Annotated in this window: 16 protein-coding genes; 11 read left to right on the plus strand and 5 right to left on the minus strand. The window is 62.4% G+C overall.

The features are described 5' to 3' along the window. Nucleotides 1–2: 2 nt before the first annotated feature. Nucleotides 3–812 carry a hypothetical protein gene (locus tag C5L10_RS04710; RefSeq protein ID WP_172716912.1) on the minus strand — a complete coding sequence of 270 codons (810 nt, stop codon included), beginning with the start codon at nt 810–812 and terminating at the stop codon, nt 3–5. A 79-nt stretch (nt 813–891) separates the two neighbouring features. Here C5L10_RS04710 and C5L10_RS04715 point away from each other — a divergent pair, with 79 nt between their 5' ends. Beyond that, nucleotides 892–2,145, plus strand: coding sequence for an aminopeptidase (locus C5L10_RS04715; RefSeq protein ID WP_105402411.1), 1,254 nt, complete (start codon nt 892–894; stop codon nt 2,143–2,145). 125 nt (nt 2,146–2,270) lie between these two features. Then, nucleotides 2,271–3,197: a cyclase family protein gene (locus C5L10_RS04720; RefSeq protein ID WP_205837024.1), complete on the plus strand. Its 927-nt coding sequence runs from the start codon at nt 2,271–2,273 to the stop codon at nt 3,195–3,197. On the opposite strand, the gene C5L10_RS04725 is transcribed toward C5L10_RS04720, so the two are convergent. Together C5L10_RS04725 and xseA are read right to left on the minus strand one after the other, a co-directional pair. Beyond that, nucleotides 3,198–3,791 (minus strand): NAD(P)H-dependent oxidoreductase, encoded by a 594-nt coding sequence (locus tag C5L10_RS04725; RefSeq protein WP_105428727.1) that lies wholly within the window; start codon nt 3,789–3,791, stop codon nt 3,198–3,200. It lies immediately after the preceding gene. After that, on the minus strand, nt 3,791–5,398 hold the full coding sequence (xseA, locus tag C5L10_RS04730; RefSeq protein ID WP_105428728.1) for an exodeoxyribonuclease VII large subunit: 1,608 nt from the start codon (nt 5,396–5,398) through the stop codon (nt 3,791–3,793). Before xseA ends, C5L10_RS04725 begins: the two co-directional genes overlap by 1 nt. A gap of 303 nt (nt 5,399–5,701) precedes the next feature. Here xseA and C5L10_RS04735 point away from each other — a divergent pair, with 303 nt between their 5' ends. The 3 genes from C5L10_RS04735 (at nt 5,702) to C5L10_RS04745 (ending at nt 6,625) form a co-directional block, all read left to right on the plus strand. Further along, nucleotides 5,702–5,965: a hypothetical protein gene (locus tag C5L10_RS04735; protein WP_105428729.1), complete on the plus strand. Its 264-nt coding sequence runs from the start codon at nt 5,702–5,704 to the stop codon at nt 5,963–5,965. An 18-nt stretch (nt 5,966–5,983) separates the two neighbouring features. Then, entirely contained in the window at nt 5,984–6,235 is a 252-nt protein-coding gene (locus tag C5L10_RS04740; RefSeq protein WP_105428730.1) for a hypothetical protein, read from the plus strand. A gap of 159 nt (nt 6,236–6,394) precedes the next feature. Continuing rightward, nucleotides 6,395–6,625, plus strand: a complete 231-nt coding sequence (locus C5L10_RS04745) for a hypothetical protein (RefSeq protein WP_046630281.1) — start codon at nt 6,395–6,397, stop codon at nt 6,623–6,625. Between the two features lie 19 nt (nt 6,626–6,644). Here the strand turns inward: C5L10_RS04745 and C5L10_RS04750 are convergent, their stop codons facing one another. Further along, the gene (locus tag C5L10_RS04750; protein WP_105428951.1) at nt 6,645–8,486 is read right to left on the minus strand and encodes a hypothetical protein; all 1,842 of its coding nucleotides are present in this window, start codon (nt 8,484–8,486) and stop codon (nt 6,645–6,647) included. Between the two features lie 137 nt (nt 8,487–8,623). Between C5L10_RS04750 and C5L10_RS04755 the strand changes: the two genes are divergently transcribed. The 4 genes from C5L10_RS04755 to C5L10_RS04770 are packed head-to-tail and all read left to right on the plus strand — an operon-like array spanning nt 8,624 to nt 11,071. Then, the gene (locus C5L10_RS04755; RefSeq protein ID WP_105428952.1) at nt 8,624–9,631 is read left to right on the plus strand and encodes a glycosyltransferase; all 1,008 of its coding nucleotides are present in this window, start codon (nt 8,624–8,626) and stop codon (nt 9,629–9,631) included. After that, entirely contained in the window at nt 9,628–10,326 is a 699-nt protein-coding gene (locus C5L10_RS04760) for a class I SAM-dependent methyltransferase (RefSeq protein WP_105428731.1), read from the plus strand. Before C5L10_RS04755 ends, C5L10_RS04760 begins: the two co-directional genes overlap by 4 nt. Before the next feature lie 9 nt (nt 10,327–10,335). Further along, on the plus strand, nt 10,336–10,698 hold the full coding sequence (locus tag C5L10_RS04765) for a transporter (RefSeq protein ID WP_105424632.1): 363 nt from the start codon (nt 10,336–10,338) through the stop codon (nt 10,696–10,698). Between the two features lie 7 nt (nt 10,699–10,705). Then, the gene (locus C5L10_RS04770) at nt 10,706–11,071 is read left to right on the plus strand and encodes a hypothetical protein (RefSeq protein WP_105428732.1); all 366 of its coding nucleotides are present in this window, start codon (nt 10,706–10,708) and stop codon (nt 11,069–11,071) included. On the opposite strand, the gene C5L10_RS04775 is transcribed toward C5L10_RS04770, so the two are convergent. Further along, nucleotides 11,068–12,054, minus strand: a complete 987-nt coding sequence (locus C5L10_RS04775; RefSeq protein ID WP_105428733.1) for a Gfo/Idh/MocA family protein — start codon at nt 12,052–12,054, stop codon at nt 11,068–11,070. The genes C5L10_RS04770 and C5L10_RS04775 overlap by 4 nt on opposite strands. 191 nt (nt 12,055–12,245) lie before the next feature. Between C5L10_RS04775 and C5L10_RS04780 the strand changes: the two genes are divergently transcribed. Continuing rightward, nucleotides 12,246–13,196, plus strand: coding sequence for an aldo/keto reductase (locus tag C5L10_RS04780; RefSeq protein ID WP_105428734.1), 951 nt, complete (start codon nt 12,246–12,248; stop codon nt 13,194–13,196). Between the two features lie 61 nt (nt 13,197–13,257). Then, nucleotides 13,258–14,253 carry an aldo/keto reductase gene (locus C5L10_RS04785; protein WP_105428735.1) on the plus strand — a complete coding sequence of 332 codons (996 nt, stop codon included), beginning with the start codon at nt 13,258–13,260 and terminating at the stop codon, nt 14,251–14,253. Nucleotides 14,254–14,299 lie beyond the last annotated feature (46 nt).

Raw genomic sequence — 14,299 nt, forward strand, 5'->3', positions numbered from 1 at the left:
TGTCACGGCCACTTTGCCGACCACTCCTTGAGAGCGGCGAGCGCCGGGGCCGGCCATCTGCGCACCGCTGGACGCAGTATGATCTTCTTCCCCTCGGGCTTCCAGGCGAGATAGAGCTTTCTGGCGGAAATATCCGCCGCGATCAATGCTTCGGCCTCGGTGCACATATGCGGCATGCAGGCCTCGCCGATATAAAAACCGTTCTTGTAGGCGCCGCTGCCCGGCCCGGTGATGGAACTCTCGAACTCCTGCTTATGCTCGCCGAGCATTGCATCTGCCGCCTCGGCAATCGGCCCGATGCCGAGGAGGTCGGACGGGTGCTCCGCCTTTTTCATGTCGTCCCACCCCATCGTCGCGCTCGGCTGGAAGGCGACCTTGCCGGCCTCGGCGAAACCTTTTTCAGGCGTCCAGGTCCAGCGCAGGCTCGGCTGGCCGGCAACCGCCTGCGTCGCAAGCAGAAGATGATCGTCCTCTATGGTGATCGAGGCGGCGGCGCGGCAATCGTCTATCGGGTCATCGACACGCGGCTCCTCATCCTGCGGGAACGAGACGACCAGAGGCGAGCCCGGGCAGGCGTTGCCGCCGTCCGAACTCACCACCACGACGAACGGTACACCCGCGACCAGACCGACATTGTCGATCAGCAGGAACCGGTTGGAATGGACTTGCCTGCCGTCAATCGTCAGTTTCTCCTCATCGTCATCGGATGCGATGGCCACCTGATGATCGAACATGGTCGCCGCAAAGTCGGCCGAGAGACCAGGAGAAGCCGAGGCGCCGAAGAGGACGGCGCACAGCAAGGCGGTTTTCATGAACATGGTTCCCTCAGCTTCAATTTTGCCCCAAACCTCTTTAAGTCTCTTCGATCACAGAAATCAGGTGAGGTCTAACATGACAATCGTGCCGAATTTTCAAACAGTCGTCGATCCTCAAAAGCTCGAAAAGCTGGCCGAAGTCGCCATCAAGGTGGGCTTGCGCCTCGAGAAGGGTCAGGATCTGGTGATCACGGCACCGCTCGCCGCCCTGCCGCTCGTGCGGCTCCTCACCAAACACGCGTATATCGCCGGCGCCGGCATCGTCTCGACCTTCTATTCCGACGAAGAAACGACGCTCGCGCGCTACGAATACGCCTCCGATGCAAGCTTCGACAAGGCGTCCGACTGGCTCTACGACGGCATGGCCAAGGCTTATGCCAACGGCGCCGCGCGGCTTGCCATCTCCGGCGACAACCCGATGATGCTCTCCGGCCAGGACCCCGCCAAAGTGGCGCGCGCCAACAAGGCCAATTCCATTGCCTACAAGCCAGCGCTCGAAAAGATCGCCAATTTCGACATCAACTGGAACATCGTTTCCTATCCCAACCCCTCCTGGGCACGCCAGGTATTCCCGGACGTTCCGGAAGACGTCGCAGTCGGCAAGCTGGCGGACGCGATCTTCGCCGCCTCGCGCGTCGATCTCGTCGATCCGATCGCGGCCTGGGCCGAACACAACGGCAATCTCAAGAAGCGCTCGACATGGCTCAATGGCGAGCGCTTTTCCGCACTCCACTTTACCGGTCCGGGCACCGACCTGACGGTCGGGCTTGCCGACGGCCACGAATGGCATGGCGGCGCCTCGACAGCCAAGAACGGCATTACCTGCAACCCGAACATCCCGACCGAAGAGGTCTTCACCACGCCGCATGCGCTGAAGGTCGAAGGCCATGTTTCCAGCACCAAGCCGCTCTCCCACCAGGGCACCTTGATCGACAATATCCAGGTAAAGTTCGAAGGCGGCCGGATCGTCGAGGCGAAGGCTTCGAAGGGCGAGGAAGTGCTGAACAAGGTGCTCGATACCGACGAGGGCGCCCGCCGGCTGGGCGAAGTGGCGCTGGTGCCGCATTCCTCGCCGATCTCCAAAAGCGGCATCCTGTTCTACAACACCCTGTTCGATGAAAACGCCTCCTGCCACATCGCACTCGGCCAGTGCTACTCGAAATGCTTCCTCGACGGTGCATCGCTCAGCCAGGATCAGATCAAGGCCCAGGGCGGCAATTCAAGCCTGATCCACATCGACTGGATGATCGGCTCCGACAAGGTCGACATCGACGGCCTGCGCGCCGACGGCTCAAAGGTGCCGGTCATGCGCAAGGGCGAATGGGCCTGATTTCGCCAACTGGTTGACTTTCCCTCTTTTACGGCAGGAAACTGATCGCGCCGGCACGTTCGATGTGTCGGCTCACGCTGATCAGGACAATCCGAAAAGAGGGAAACAGCATGCCCATTTCTCTTATGCGTCTGGCTGCACCGCTCGGCGCGGCACTTCTCGCCATTGCGCCCGTCGCCAGCGTCTCCGCCCAGGAGCCCGGTCTCTGGAAGGTCTATAACGAGACCTTGAAGGGCGCCAAATATGTGGACCTCACCCACACGATCACGCCGAATATCCCCGTATGGGCGGGCTTCGGCAAATCGGCCTTCGGCCAGGCCGCGGCTGGTGTCGACCTGGAAGGTTATGCCAAGAAGGGCGACACCTTCACCTATGAGAAGCATGGTTTCGCCGCATCCACCTACAATCTCGCCACCGACCAGCTCGGTACGCAGCTCGATCCGCCGGCCCATTGGGCGCCGGAATATGCGGCGATCGACGAACTTCCAGCCACCTATGCCGTGCGGCCGCTCGTCGTCATCAATATCGAGGACAAGGTGAAGACCGATGCCGGCTATCACCTGCAGGTCTCCGACATCGCCGATTTCGAGAAGAAGAACGGCAAGATCCCGGAAGGCTCGGTCGTGTTCGTCCGCTCCGGCTGGTACAAGAAATGGCCGGATCCCTCGCTTTCCACGACGAAGCCGTTTCCCGGCGTCAGCCTCGATGCGTTGAAATTCCTGCACCTCGAGCGAAAGATCCTGTTTCACGGCCACGAACCGCTCGATACCGATACGACACCGAACCTCGAAGGCGAATACTGGCTGATGCACAACGGGTTCGCGCAGGCGGAAGGCGTGGCGAACCTCGACAAGGTGCCGGAAACGGGTGCGCTGGTAGCAATCGGCTACCCGAAATTCGGCGGCGGTGTCGGCGGGTATGCCCGCTATATCGCAATATGCCCGCCGGACTGGCAATTCGGCGTGACGATCGGTTCGGTGCCGGAGGCGCCACTTCAGAGATTCGACAAGCCGCTGCATTTCGACGAGAAGGCCGGCATGCGGGTGCGCTGACTATCGCAAGGATTGGAGCGCGGCCTTGACGCGCTCCAGATGCCGCCCGCGCTTTTCTGCCGTGGCGCGGTCCATGTCGTGCAGCGCCAGCATGCGGAACTCGGCTTTTCTGTTGCAGAAGACAGCGATGCCGCGCTTGAGTTGGCGGCGCACCGGATCGCCCATGTAGAACTTCACCACCCACCAGGGCGAACCTGTGGTCGTGAAGACCCAGAAATGGCGGATGTTGGTGAGCAGCGGGAAGATCCTTCCGCCGGCCTTGTCGTGGCGGAAGGCGACGCCTGGTGCAAAGACCCGGTCGAAGAAACCCTTCAGCACCGCCGGCAGGTTGAACCACCATTGCGGAAAGACCAATATCAGCGCCTCGGCCTTCTGCAGCCGCGCCACCAGGTCCGCCACCTCAGACGTGTCGTAGGGCACATCGAAATAACCGCGCCGTTCGCGTTCCGTCAGCCGCGGATCGAAGCTCTCCGCATAAAGATCGAGCAGATCGACCGTGTGGCCGTTCGCCTCCAGGGTCTCGCGCGCCAGACGGGCAACCGAATGCGCAAAACTTTCCGGCAGCGGATGGGCAAGCACCAGGAGGACATGCATCAGAAGAGCGTACCCTGTTTCGGCGCGTCTCCGCCCGGCTCCGATTTCGACGGCCGCTTTTTGGGCTGAGGCGGCACGGCGGACGCTACCGCAGGATCGCCACCCTCGCCCGTCACCGCCGTAATCCGCCCATCGGCGAATTCCACCGAGATACCCTGCCCCTCGCCGATGCCGGCGGCCCGCGTCAGCGGCCGGTCGTCCTCACCCCGCACGACGGCAAAGCCGCGCTTCAACACGTTCTTGTAGGAGAGCGATTGCAGAACGCGATCCTGTGCCGTGATTGCCGCACGGCTGCGTATTAGCGTGTGCGAGATCGCCGTATCCGCATGACGGGCCATCGACGTGAGGTGCTGGCGCTCGCGCTGCAGATGACCCAGCAGCCTTGCGGGAAGCGCCGAAAGCGAAGCGCCGGCCTTGGCGACGCGGTTGTTCTCCTTCAGCAATTGCCGCTCCAGGCAACGGTCGCTGCGCGTCAGCCGGTCGGCCAGCAATTGCCGCTGCTGGGCAAGGCGGTTGGTCAAAAGTTCAAGACGCAGCCCCGACGATGCCCGCTCGAAACTGCGGCGCTTGACCACCGTCGTGCGCTCCAGCCCGCGGCCGAGACCAGCCGCCGCCTCGTCGAAACGACGACGCGGCAAAGCCAGCAACTGGTCGATGGATGGCAGCGCGCGGACCAGCGCCCGCACCGACTGGCGGCGCAGGTCCATCTGCCGGCTGGCGGCACCCCGCAGGCGGGCCGTCAGATTGGCGAGCTGCGCTTCCATGTCCGCCTTGACCGGCACCGCCATTTCGGCGGCACCTGTCGGCGTCGGCGCACGGACGTCGGCGGCGTGGTCGATCAGCGTCCAATCGGTCTCGTGGCCGACAGCCGATATCAGCGGGATTTGGCTGTCCGCCGCGGCGCGCACGACCGCCTCGTCGTTGAAACTCCAGAGGTCTTCGAGACTGCCGCCGCCGCGCGCGACGATCAGCACGTCCGGCCGCCTGATCGGCCCGCCAGGCACGATCGCGTTGAAACCGCGGATCGCGGCCGCCACCTCGTCGCCAGACCCTTCGCCCTGCACCTTGACCGGCCAAACGATGACATGCACCGGAAAACGGTCGGCGATGCGGTGCAGGATATCACGGATGACCGCGCCGGTCGGCGAGGTCACGACGCCGATGACCCGCGGCAGGAAGGGCAGAGGCCGCTTCCGGCTTTGGTCAAACAGACCCTCGGCACCAAGCCTGCGCCGACGTTCTTCGAGCAGCGCCATCAGCGCGCCGGCACCCGCCGGCTCCAGGTTCTCGATGACGATCTGGTATTTCGAAGAACCGGGGAACGTGGTGATCTTGCCGGTGGCAATCACTTCCATCCCTTCTTCGGGACGGAACTTGATCCGCGGGAAGGTACCTTTCCAGATCACGGCGTCGATCCGGGCGCGATCGTCCTTCAGCGAAAAATAGGCGTGGCCAGACGAATGCTGGCCGCGATAGCCGGAAATCTCGCCGCGCACACGCACGTGGTCGAACGCGTTCTCTACCGTGCGCTTGATCGAGCCGGACAGTTCCGACACCGAAAACTCGGTGAGGTTCGTGGGCGAATCGTTGTCGAGCAAACTGGTCATCCTTTTCTTCTAAAGGAAGAGCGCGGCGATTTCACCATTCTCGGACGGCAGAAACGGGGATGATGCGGCCGGCAAACGGCCGCTTCGAAAGGCCCGCCCGACAACCGCATTGGAGCCTGGCCGTTCGTTCCTTTGCAGCCAAGCATTTGACGCTGCACCTTTTCTTTTGCCGGGCACGCCACATTTCCTTTTCTGTGAGAAACAGAAAACCTCCGTTACAGCGCTTTTTTAAGCCTCGCATTTTCCCCGCTGGAGAGAGGAGAGCGACAATGAAGGCGAACGATATTCAAGGAGATTTCGTCCATGCCAGACCGTTTCGCCAATACCCAAGCCTCGCTCTCCGGCCCCGCCGCCTCCGGATTTGCGATCACGCCCAGCGACAGCACAGACCTGCCGGAGACAACGCGCGCGCTCTATGTAGGGACCGGCGGCCATCTGTCCGTCCGCATGCTGTCCGGCGAGACGCTAACACTTTCGAATGTACCGGCTGGCGGCCTGCTTCCGTTGCGGGTGATCCGCGTGTTTGCGACCGGCACGACGGCGGTGGCGATCGCCGGCCTCGTTTGAGAAAAGCGGCGGGCGGCAATGCGGTGTGAACCCCTGCTGCTCCGCTTCGAGGACAGGCCACAGGCAATGTCCGTGCTTGGCGAGATCGGCGTCGCGTTCGATGTCGTCTCGGGTGACGGCGTCATCCGCAAGCCGACCGGAGAAACGGCCGAATTCGAGGGCGAGGTCGTCGCGCTCACCTCTCCGCTCTCCGGTTACCACGTCCGGCTTGTCTGGCGAGGAGAACTGCCAAGCTCCTTGACGCCATATCTTGTGGATCGCGGCGCTTGAGGCAAAGACCAGAGCCACTGAACATGGCTTGGCCGCAACGAATCAGATCGTATCGAAATCGTCGACGGTGCATTGACCCCGCCACACATTGGAGCGAAAGCATTTATTAGCGGATTGCTAATACGTTCGTTCCCTTGAGGCCGATGAGGAGATATCCGGGTGCTTTTTCTGACCGCTGCATCGATTGGCATCTGCGTCGGCACGATGCGGTCCGCGTTCTCGATTGCTTTTGTCGCTGTCATGATCACCGCGACATTTGCGCTTGCGACCGCCATATCACCCGGCCCGGCGTCCTATTTCAATCTGCTGATTGCCATCCTTGGCTACAATGCCGGCCTGATCGGGTTCCTTACCGGCCTTTTTGCCCTGAATATCCGCCGCGCGGCGTGAGCGCATTTCGTCGACGCAATCAATTCTTGTCCGGCAGCACCCTGTAGAGACGGAAGCCGCTTTTGCTCTGTTCTCCGAAGGGCTGCAGATAATCGGGCACTTGGCCGCGGGCGAGATTGGCATAGAGCCCGTCCGGTTTGCGCCTGATCAGGGCGTCCGTCTGCGGGTCGGTCTTGCAGAAGGCCAGCGTCGTCACACCGGCCCCTCTCATGAAGGCCCTTGCCTCTCCCGGCTGGGCGAGACCTATATAGAGTTCGGTCAGCATGCCTTTCTGGTTGCGATGGTAGGGTGCCGTCAGGACCCTGTGAGGGGTCCAGCGCAGGATATCCGCCCCGCTGTTCGAGGGCGCGGCTATGACGCCCGCAGGCAATGTGTTCAACACAGCCATATCCGCCTCATCGCCGCATTCGCCGACTTCGCCATCGGATAGGCCGGCACTCGAAAGCGCCCGCATGTCGGCCGCCTGTTTCCAGCCGTGCACGGCAAGGACGCCGCCCAGGGCCCAGACGACCGGAACGGACATCAGCACCACGCTGATATAGGCAAAGGCGGCACCGGGGTTTCCAGGATCGGCCGCGGAGGTGCGCCGCAGATCGGTGATCAGCAGCGACAACGGCAGGATGGCCAGCATGTTGGAAAAGAAAGCGCCGCGCACCTGCAGCAGCGCGATCCCCCATGACGCCCCGATCAGCGCCAGAAGCACGAGATGGAGTTCCGTCTTTTCCCGCCTCAGGCTGCGGACAAGGCAGACCACGATCGCAAAAAGTCCGACCGCGTAGAATCCGCCCACCATTTCCGGCTCGGTCCGGGCCTCGGCCAGAAACGAACGCGCCTCCGTCACGCCGTTCAACCAAAGCTCGACCAATAGCGGGTCGAGCGTGCTCAACGGATCGGCAAGGCATTGCGGCGCGATGATGCGGGTGGTCAGAAGAAGGAGACCGCCGGTGCCGCCGGCCAGGGCGACGCGGACGATACGATCGGGTTGTCTCGGCAGGCTCGCGAGGAGAAACAACGCCGCTCCTCCGAGAGCGGAAAGGGCATAGAAGCCAAGCGAGAAGTTGTCGCAGGTGACGACTGCATAAGCACGCGGCGGGATCGTCAGGAAGAAGGCCGCCGAGACGGACAGCGCAAGCGACAGGCCGAAAAAACGGGCCGGCCGGGAAAATGCCTGGCCGTGCCAAATCCACTGAAGCGCAACGCAGACACAGACGACGGCAACAAAAGGCGTCGTTTCGACGCCGATCGCCAATGCCAGCGCACAGGCGATGGCAGCGATGATATAGCTCGACGCCCGCCTCTGCGGATCGACCAGCATGGCGGCGATCCACATGACGAGCATGAGCTGGACATTGTGATGGTCGATGGAACCAGGCTTGAAGCGGACGCAGCCGAGGGCGAAGAGCGCACCGAGGCCCAGTGCGATATGCATGGCCGCGACGCCCTCCAGCCGGCGGACAGCCAGGCCGAGCGGCAGAAGCATAAGCGGCACCAGAAGAAGAGGCCAGATCGTAACAACGACGGCTTCGGCCTTGTCTGGGGTGAGGAAGAGCGAAAACAGCCGGATCAGCAGCGCCATCGGCAGATCGATCAATCGCGACCAGTGCATCAGCGTGCCGCCCTCGAGGCCGAGCCGGTACTGGGTCAGATCGAACCAGTTCTGGCCGCCGAGAAAATCCCTGACCTCGACGAGCCGCATGACGTCGTCATTGTCGGCCCCGACGTAATCCTTGGCGTCCGAGAGGAAAAACGCGAGGGCTATCGCGGCGGTGATGACCGCATAAAGAGCCACCGCAGGCAGGAGCCGCGACAATAGCGGCACAGCGGGCTGGCCGGCCGTCCTCGATAAGGATCTGTCTGCCATGTCTTCCGTCATCTTGGTGCGGACTTTTCGCCTGTTTCGAGGGAAGAGGAAACCTAGCCTTAACCTTCCCAAGAAATAGTAAAGCCTGCGGCACGGGAGACTCCCGCGTTCGGTTTTCAGTGTATCGAGTGAACAACATGACCGACGCCCTGACCGGCCACTTCGACATCGCAATCCTGCTGCCCTGTTATAACGAAGCCATGACCATCGCCGGCGTGGTGCGCGGCTTCCGCGAGGCGCTTCCGGGCGCCCGGATCTTTGTCTACGACAACAATTCCACGGACGGCACAGCGCTCCAGGCCATGCTTGCCGGTGCCCTGGTGATGCGCGAGCGACGGCAGGGCAAGGGCCACGTGGTGCGCCGCATGTTCGCCGACATCGATGCGGACATCTACATCATGGCGGACGGAGACGGCACCTATGCGCCGCAGGATGCGGAAGAACTGGTCCGCACGCTTTTGACCGAGCGCGCCGACATGGTGGTCGGCTCCCGCCGCGGGGTGCACGCTGATGCCGGGCGGCAGGGCCACGCCGCCGGCAACCGGCTGTTCAACTTCCTCTACCGGACGATGTTTGCTTCCGACTTCACCGATATTTTCTCCGGCTATCGCGCCTTCTCGCGCCGGTTCGTGAAAAGCTTTCCGGCGGTCTCAGGCGGCTTCGAGATCGAGACCGAAATGTCGGTGCATGCCTCGCTGCTCAAGCTGCCGGTCTGCGAGATCGAACTTGACTACGGAAGGCGCCCGAAAGGGTCGCATTCCAAGCTCTCGACCTTCAAGGACGGCGCCAAAATCCTCTGGATGTTCGCCATGCTGATGAAGGAGACGCGGCCCTTCGCGTTTTTCGGCCTGATCAGCGGCGCCTTCATGGCAGCGAGCCTGGTCTTCATGGCGCCGGTGCTCATCGCTTATTTCCAGACCGGCCTTGTCGAGCGCATGCCCACCTGGGTCTTCTCGCTGGTGCTGATGCTGGTTTCGCTGCTGATCTTCACCGCCGGGCTGATCCTCGACTCGGTTTCGCGCGCCCGGGCCGAGCAATTGCGCATCCATTATATGAGCCTGCCGGCCAGTGCCCACGCCGCCGATCCTGCGTCAATCACGGCCCAGCCCGCCAAGCCCGAGCGGCGCAGGACCAAAGCGGCATGAACAGGGAAACCACCAACCGCATCCGCTTCGTCATCGAGGACCTGCTGCCGCCGATCCTCAGGGACTCGCCGCTTTTCCTCTGGCTCGCCAAGCGTGTCTGGGGCGACCATATCAGCCATCTCGCCAGTTTTCGCGAACGGGCACCCTTCCTGAGCGCGGAAGAATATGCGGAACTCTACCGCAACCATCCGCGCGTCCATGAGGGCACGGACAATTCGGCGGCCTGCATCCGGCGCATCAATTCCACGATCACCGGCACCAGCGTCTGCGACGTCGGCTGTGGTACCGGCGCCCTGCTCACCCATATCCGCGCCGCCCATCCCGAACTCACGCGCGTCGTCGGTGTGGATTTCGTCGTGGAGGACGCGGCCGCCATCGAAGGCGTCGAATATGTCGCCGCCAAGATCGAGGACCTGCCGTTTGCCGACGGCGAATTCGACACCGTGGTCTGTACCCATGTGATCGAGCATGTGCTGGAATATCAAAAGGCGATTGCCGAGCTACGACGGATCGCCAAAAAGCGACTGATCATCGTCGTGCCGCGCGAACGGGAATCCCGCTACACGTTCAACCCGCATTTCAACTTCTTCGCCTACACCCACGCTTTCCTGCGCGCCGCCCATCCGGTGCCGGAGGTCCATGTCTGCGAAGATATTGGCCGGGACATCTTCTACAGCGAAGACCGGCCGGACTGAGGACGCTTCATGTTCGTTTCGCTTTCCCCCATCACCTGGCTCGGGCTTCTCGGAACGCCGCTGCTGATTGCCATGGGGCAGGTTCTCTTCAAGATGACCAGCTCCACCGCCGGCGACTTTTCGTTGCGAGGGCTCGCGGCGCTCGCCGCCAACCCGGTGCTGATCGCGGCATTGGCGCTTTACGGTTTCGGCACCATCGTCTGGATCTATGTGCTGAAATCCGTGCCGCTGACGCTCGCCTATTCGTTCATGGGGCTGACGTTCTGCTTCGTGCCGCTGCTGGCGCAGTTTTTCTTCGGCGAACCGCTGACGTTTCGATATGCGCTTGGGACCGTGCTGATCTTTGCCGGCCTGCTGGCGATCAACGGCTGACCGCGCGATGACCAGCCGCGCCCGGTTTGCCATTCTCCTCGCGCTGCTGATCTTCATTGATGCGCTGCTATTGCAGGTCCTGACGACGGAGACCGCGGCTGTCACGCTTATCGACCGCCTGCTCTCCTTGAGCGCCGGCCTGGTCGCCGCACTGACCTTGCACAGGGTACTCCCCGCGGCTTCGGATCACAGGCGCCAGCCAGGCTTCTGGCCGCTCTTCGCGATCGGCCTTGTCCTTAACTACGGAATTTTTGCAGCACTGGCATCGCGCGCACCGCATGTGCAGCCGCTCGTGCATCTCGGCTTTTGCTGGGCCGGCACACTGCTGTTCGGCGGATTCGGCCTATACCGCATCCGCCGCTGGCGGGACTAGACCGCTTCCCAGCCGTCGTGTCCGCCGGCGCGATAGATGGCGTCGATGAACCTCTGGTTCTTCAGCGAATTCTCGAGTGTCACGATTTCGACCGGCTCGCCCGCGGCAGCCTTCGCGAAAGCCTCCGCCTGGCGCTTGTACTGGCGGCTGTCGGGGAAGCGGAAGATCTGCGACACCGCGTGGTTCTGATTGGTGAGCTCGATTTCCTCCGCACCCCAGCGGCCGGCATTGAACGGCGACTTGACCTCGATGTAACCCTCGGTGCCGTGGAAGACCATCAGTTGTCGGGCCGCCATCTGGGTGGCGATGTAGAAGGTCATTTCGAACGAGCCGAAATCCGCCTTGACGCTGGAATAGATATCCGTGCCGAAGCCGGGATCGCGCTCCACCCGCGCCTGTATCCGCTGCGGTTCCTGGCCGGTGACGAAACGTGTGGTGATCGTCGGATAGACGCCGATATCGGGCAGCGCTCCGCCGCCGAGTTCCGGGATGTTGCGCATGTTGGACGGGTCGCGGTTGAAATAGCTGAACGAGCCCTGCACGTGCTTCAGCTCGCCGATCGCCTTTTGGCTGAGGAGCTCGCGCACCTTCAGCCAGACCGGTGCGTAAGTGACCATGAACGCTTCGCAGATCAGCTTGCCGGTGCGGTCCCGCACCTTGATCAGGCCCTCGATCTCGCTCGCCTTGATCGCGATCGGCTTTTCGGACAGCACATGCTTGCCGGCTTCGGCGGCCTTGATCGACCATTCGACATGCTGGCTGGACGGAAGCGGAATATAGACCGCGTCGATGACGTCGGACGCCAGCATCTCGTCATAGGAACCAAACGCATGCGGCGCCCCGAAACGATCGGCAAGCGCCCGCGCCTTAGCAAGATCGCGGCTGGCAAAGGCGGTGACAACGCAATTTTCAGCGTCCTGGATCGCCGGTACCACCTGTTCGTGGCCGATCTTGGCAGTCGATAGGATTCCGAAACGCAGCATGTGAGCCTCCCTATAGCATTGTTGCCGCACCTTATTGGCCTGCCGACACCCACGCAACGGCATGCCGGATGCGACGCTTGAAAAATTGATCGTCCGCCCAAAATAGGGACTGGTCGGCGGCGGAACATCGGCTAATCTCAGGCTCCTTTCCCAGGCTCATCCACTCACTTAAAAATTTTTGGAGGAATATCATGGAGCTGCGCGCACTCGGCCGGACCGGCCTTTCCATTTCCCCAGTCGTTCTCGGCGGCAACGTGTTCGGCTGGACCGCCGACGAGAGGACGTCGTTCGATATCCTCGACCGGTTCTTCGACGCCGGCTTCAACACGATCGATACGGCCGACAGCTACAATCGCTGGGTGCCCGGCCATGTGGGCGGCGAGTCCGAGGCGATCATCGGCAAATGGCTGAAGAGCAGCAGCGTTTCCCGCGACAAGGCGGTCATCGTCACCAAGGTCGGGTCCGACATGGGCCAGGGCAAGAAGGACCTGTCGGCCAAGTGGATTCTCGAAGAGGTCGAAAATTCGCTGCGTCGCCTGCAGACCGACCATATCGACCTCTATCTCGCCCACTGGCCGGACGAGACCGTGCCTTACGAGGAAACGCTCGGCGCCTTCGCCAAGCTGAAGGAACAGGGCAAGATCCGGGCGATCGGCTGCTCCAACCTCGACGCCAAGATGATGCAGGATAGCTTCGACGCCGCCAGGAAAGCCGGCCTGCCGCGCTACGACGTGCTGCAGCCGCAATACAATCTCTATGACCGCGACACGTTCGAAGGGCCGCTTGCGGACCTTTGCGTCAGCCAAGAGATCGGCGCCATCAACTATTACGGCCTCGCCTCCGGCTTCCTGACCGGCAAATACCGTGACAAGGCCGATACCGAAGGCAAGGCACGCGGCGGCCGGGCGCTCGGTTATCTCAACGACAAGGGCCTGCGCATCCTCGCAGCCCTCGACGAGATCTCGGTCGAAACCAACGCCGAGCCCGCCTCGATCGCGCTCGCGTGGTTGATCCAGGCCCGCGGCGTCACCGCGCCGATCGCCAGCGCTACCAGCGTCGGTCAGCTCGACGCGATCATCGCCGCCGGCAACCTGACGCTCTCCGCCGACCAGATGAAGCTGCTCAACGAGGCCGGCGCCTGATCAATCCGGCAGGCGCTGCAAGGCGCCCGCCAATTTTTCTGCGATCACAAAGGAGGCTCCCATGAAAATGCGGAAGCTTGGAAAAGAACTAACCGTGTCCGCCGTCGGTCTCGGCTGCATGGGCATGAGCCACGGTTACGGCGGCCAGGACGAACAGGAAGCGATCAGGACGCTGCACCGCGCCGTCGATCTCGGCGTCAATTTCTTCGATACGGCCGAAGTCTACGGCCCTTTCAAGAACGAGGAACTGCTCGGCAAGGGCCTGAAGCCCTTCCGCGACAAGGTCGTCATCGCCACCAAGTTCGGCTTCAGGATCGACCCGAATGCTACCGACGCCCGGGCGATGTCCGGCCTCGACAGCCGGCCGGAACACGTGCGCGAAGTGGCGGAAGCCTCGCTGAAGCGCCTCGGGGTCGAGGTGATCGACCTTTTCTACCAGCACCGCGTCGACCCGAACGTGCCGATCGAGGAGACGGTGGGCGCGATGGCCGAACTGGTGAAAGAAGGCAAGGTGCGTGCGCTCGGCCTTTCCGAAGCGGGTGCCGCTGCCATCCGCCGCGCCCACGCGGTCCATCCGATCACGGCCCTGCAGAGCGAATATTCTCTTTGGACCCGCGAGCCGGAAGGCGAGATCCTCGACACCTGCCGCGAGCTCGATATCGGTTTCGTGCCGTTCAGCCCGCTCGGGCGCGGTTTCCTCACAGGCAAGATCCAGAAGCCGGAGGATTTCGGCCCGGACGACTTCCGCAATACGCTACCGCGCTTCAGCGCCGAGAGCATGGCCGCCAACGCCGCTCTGGTGAAGATGCTGGAGGACATGGCAACCCAGAAAGGCGTCACCGCCGCGCAGCTGGCGCTGGCCTGGGTTCTGGCGCAGGGCGATTTCATCGTTCCCATCCCCGGTGCCAGAAAAATCCCGCATCTGGAACAGAACGTTGCCGCCACGGAAATTTCACTCTCGGCGGGCGAACTGAAGACGCTCGGCGATCTGTTAGCGCCGGAAAAATTCTCCGGGACCCGCTATGCGGCACAGGCCATGGCCTGGACCAATCGTTAAATTTGTACTTGCTAACGCAACCTCGGGCTTCCATCTTTCCGTGTTA

The sequence above is a fragment of the Neorhizobium sp. T6_25 genome (assembly GCF_002968555.1).
Classification (GTDB): Bacteria; Pseudomonadota; Alphaproteobacteria; order Rhizobiales; family Rhizobiaceae; genus Neorhizobium.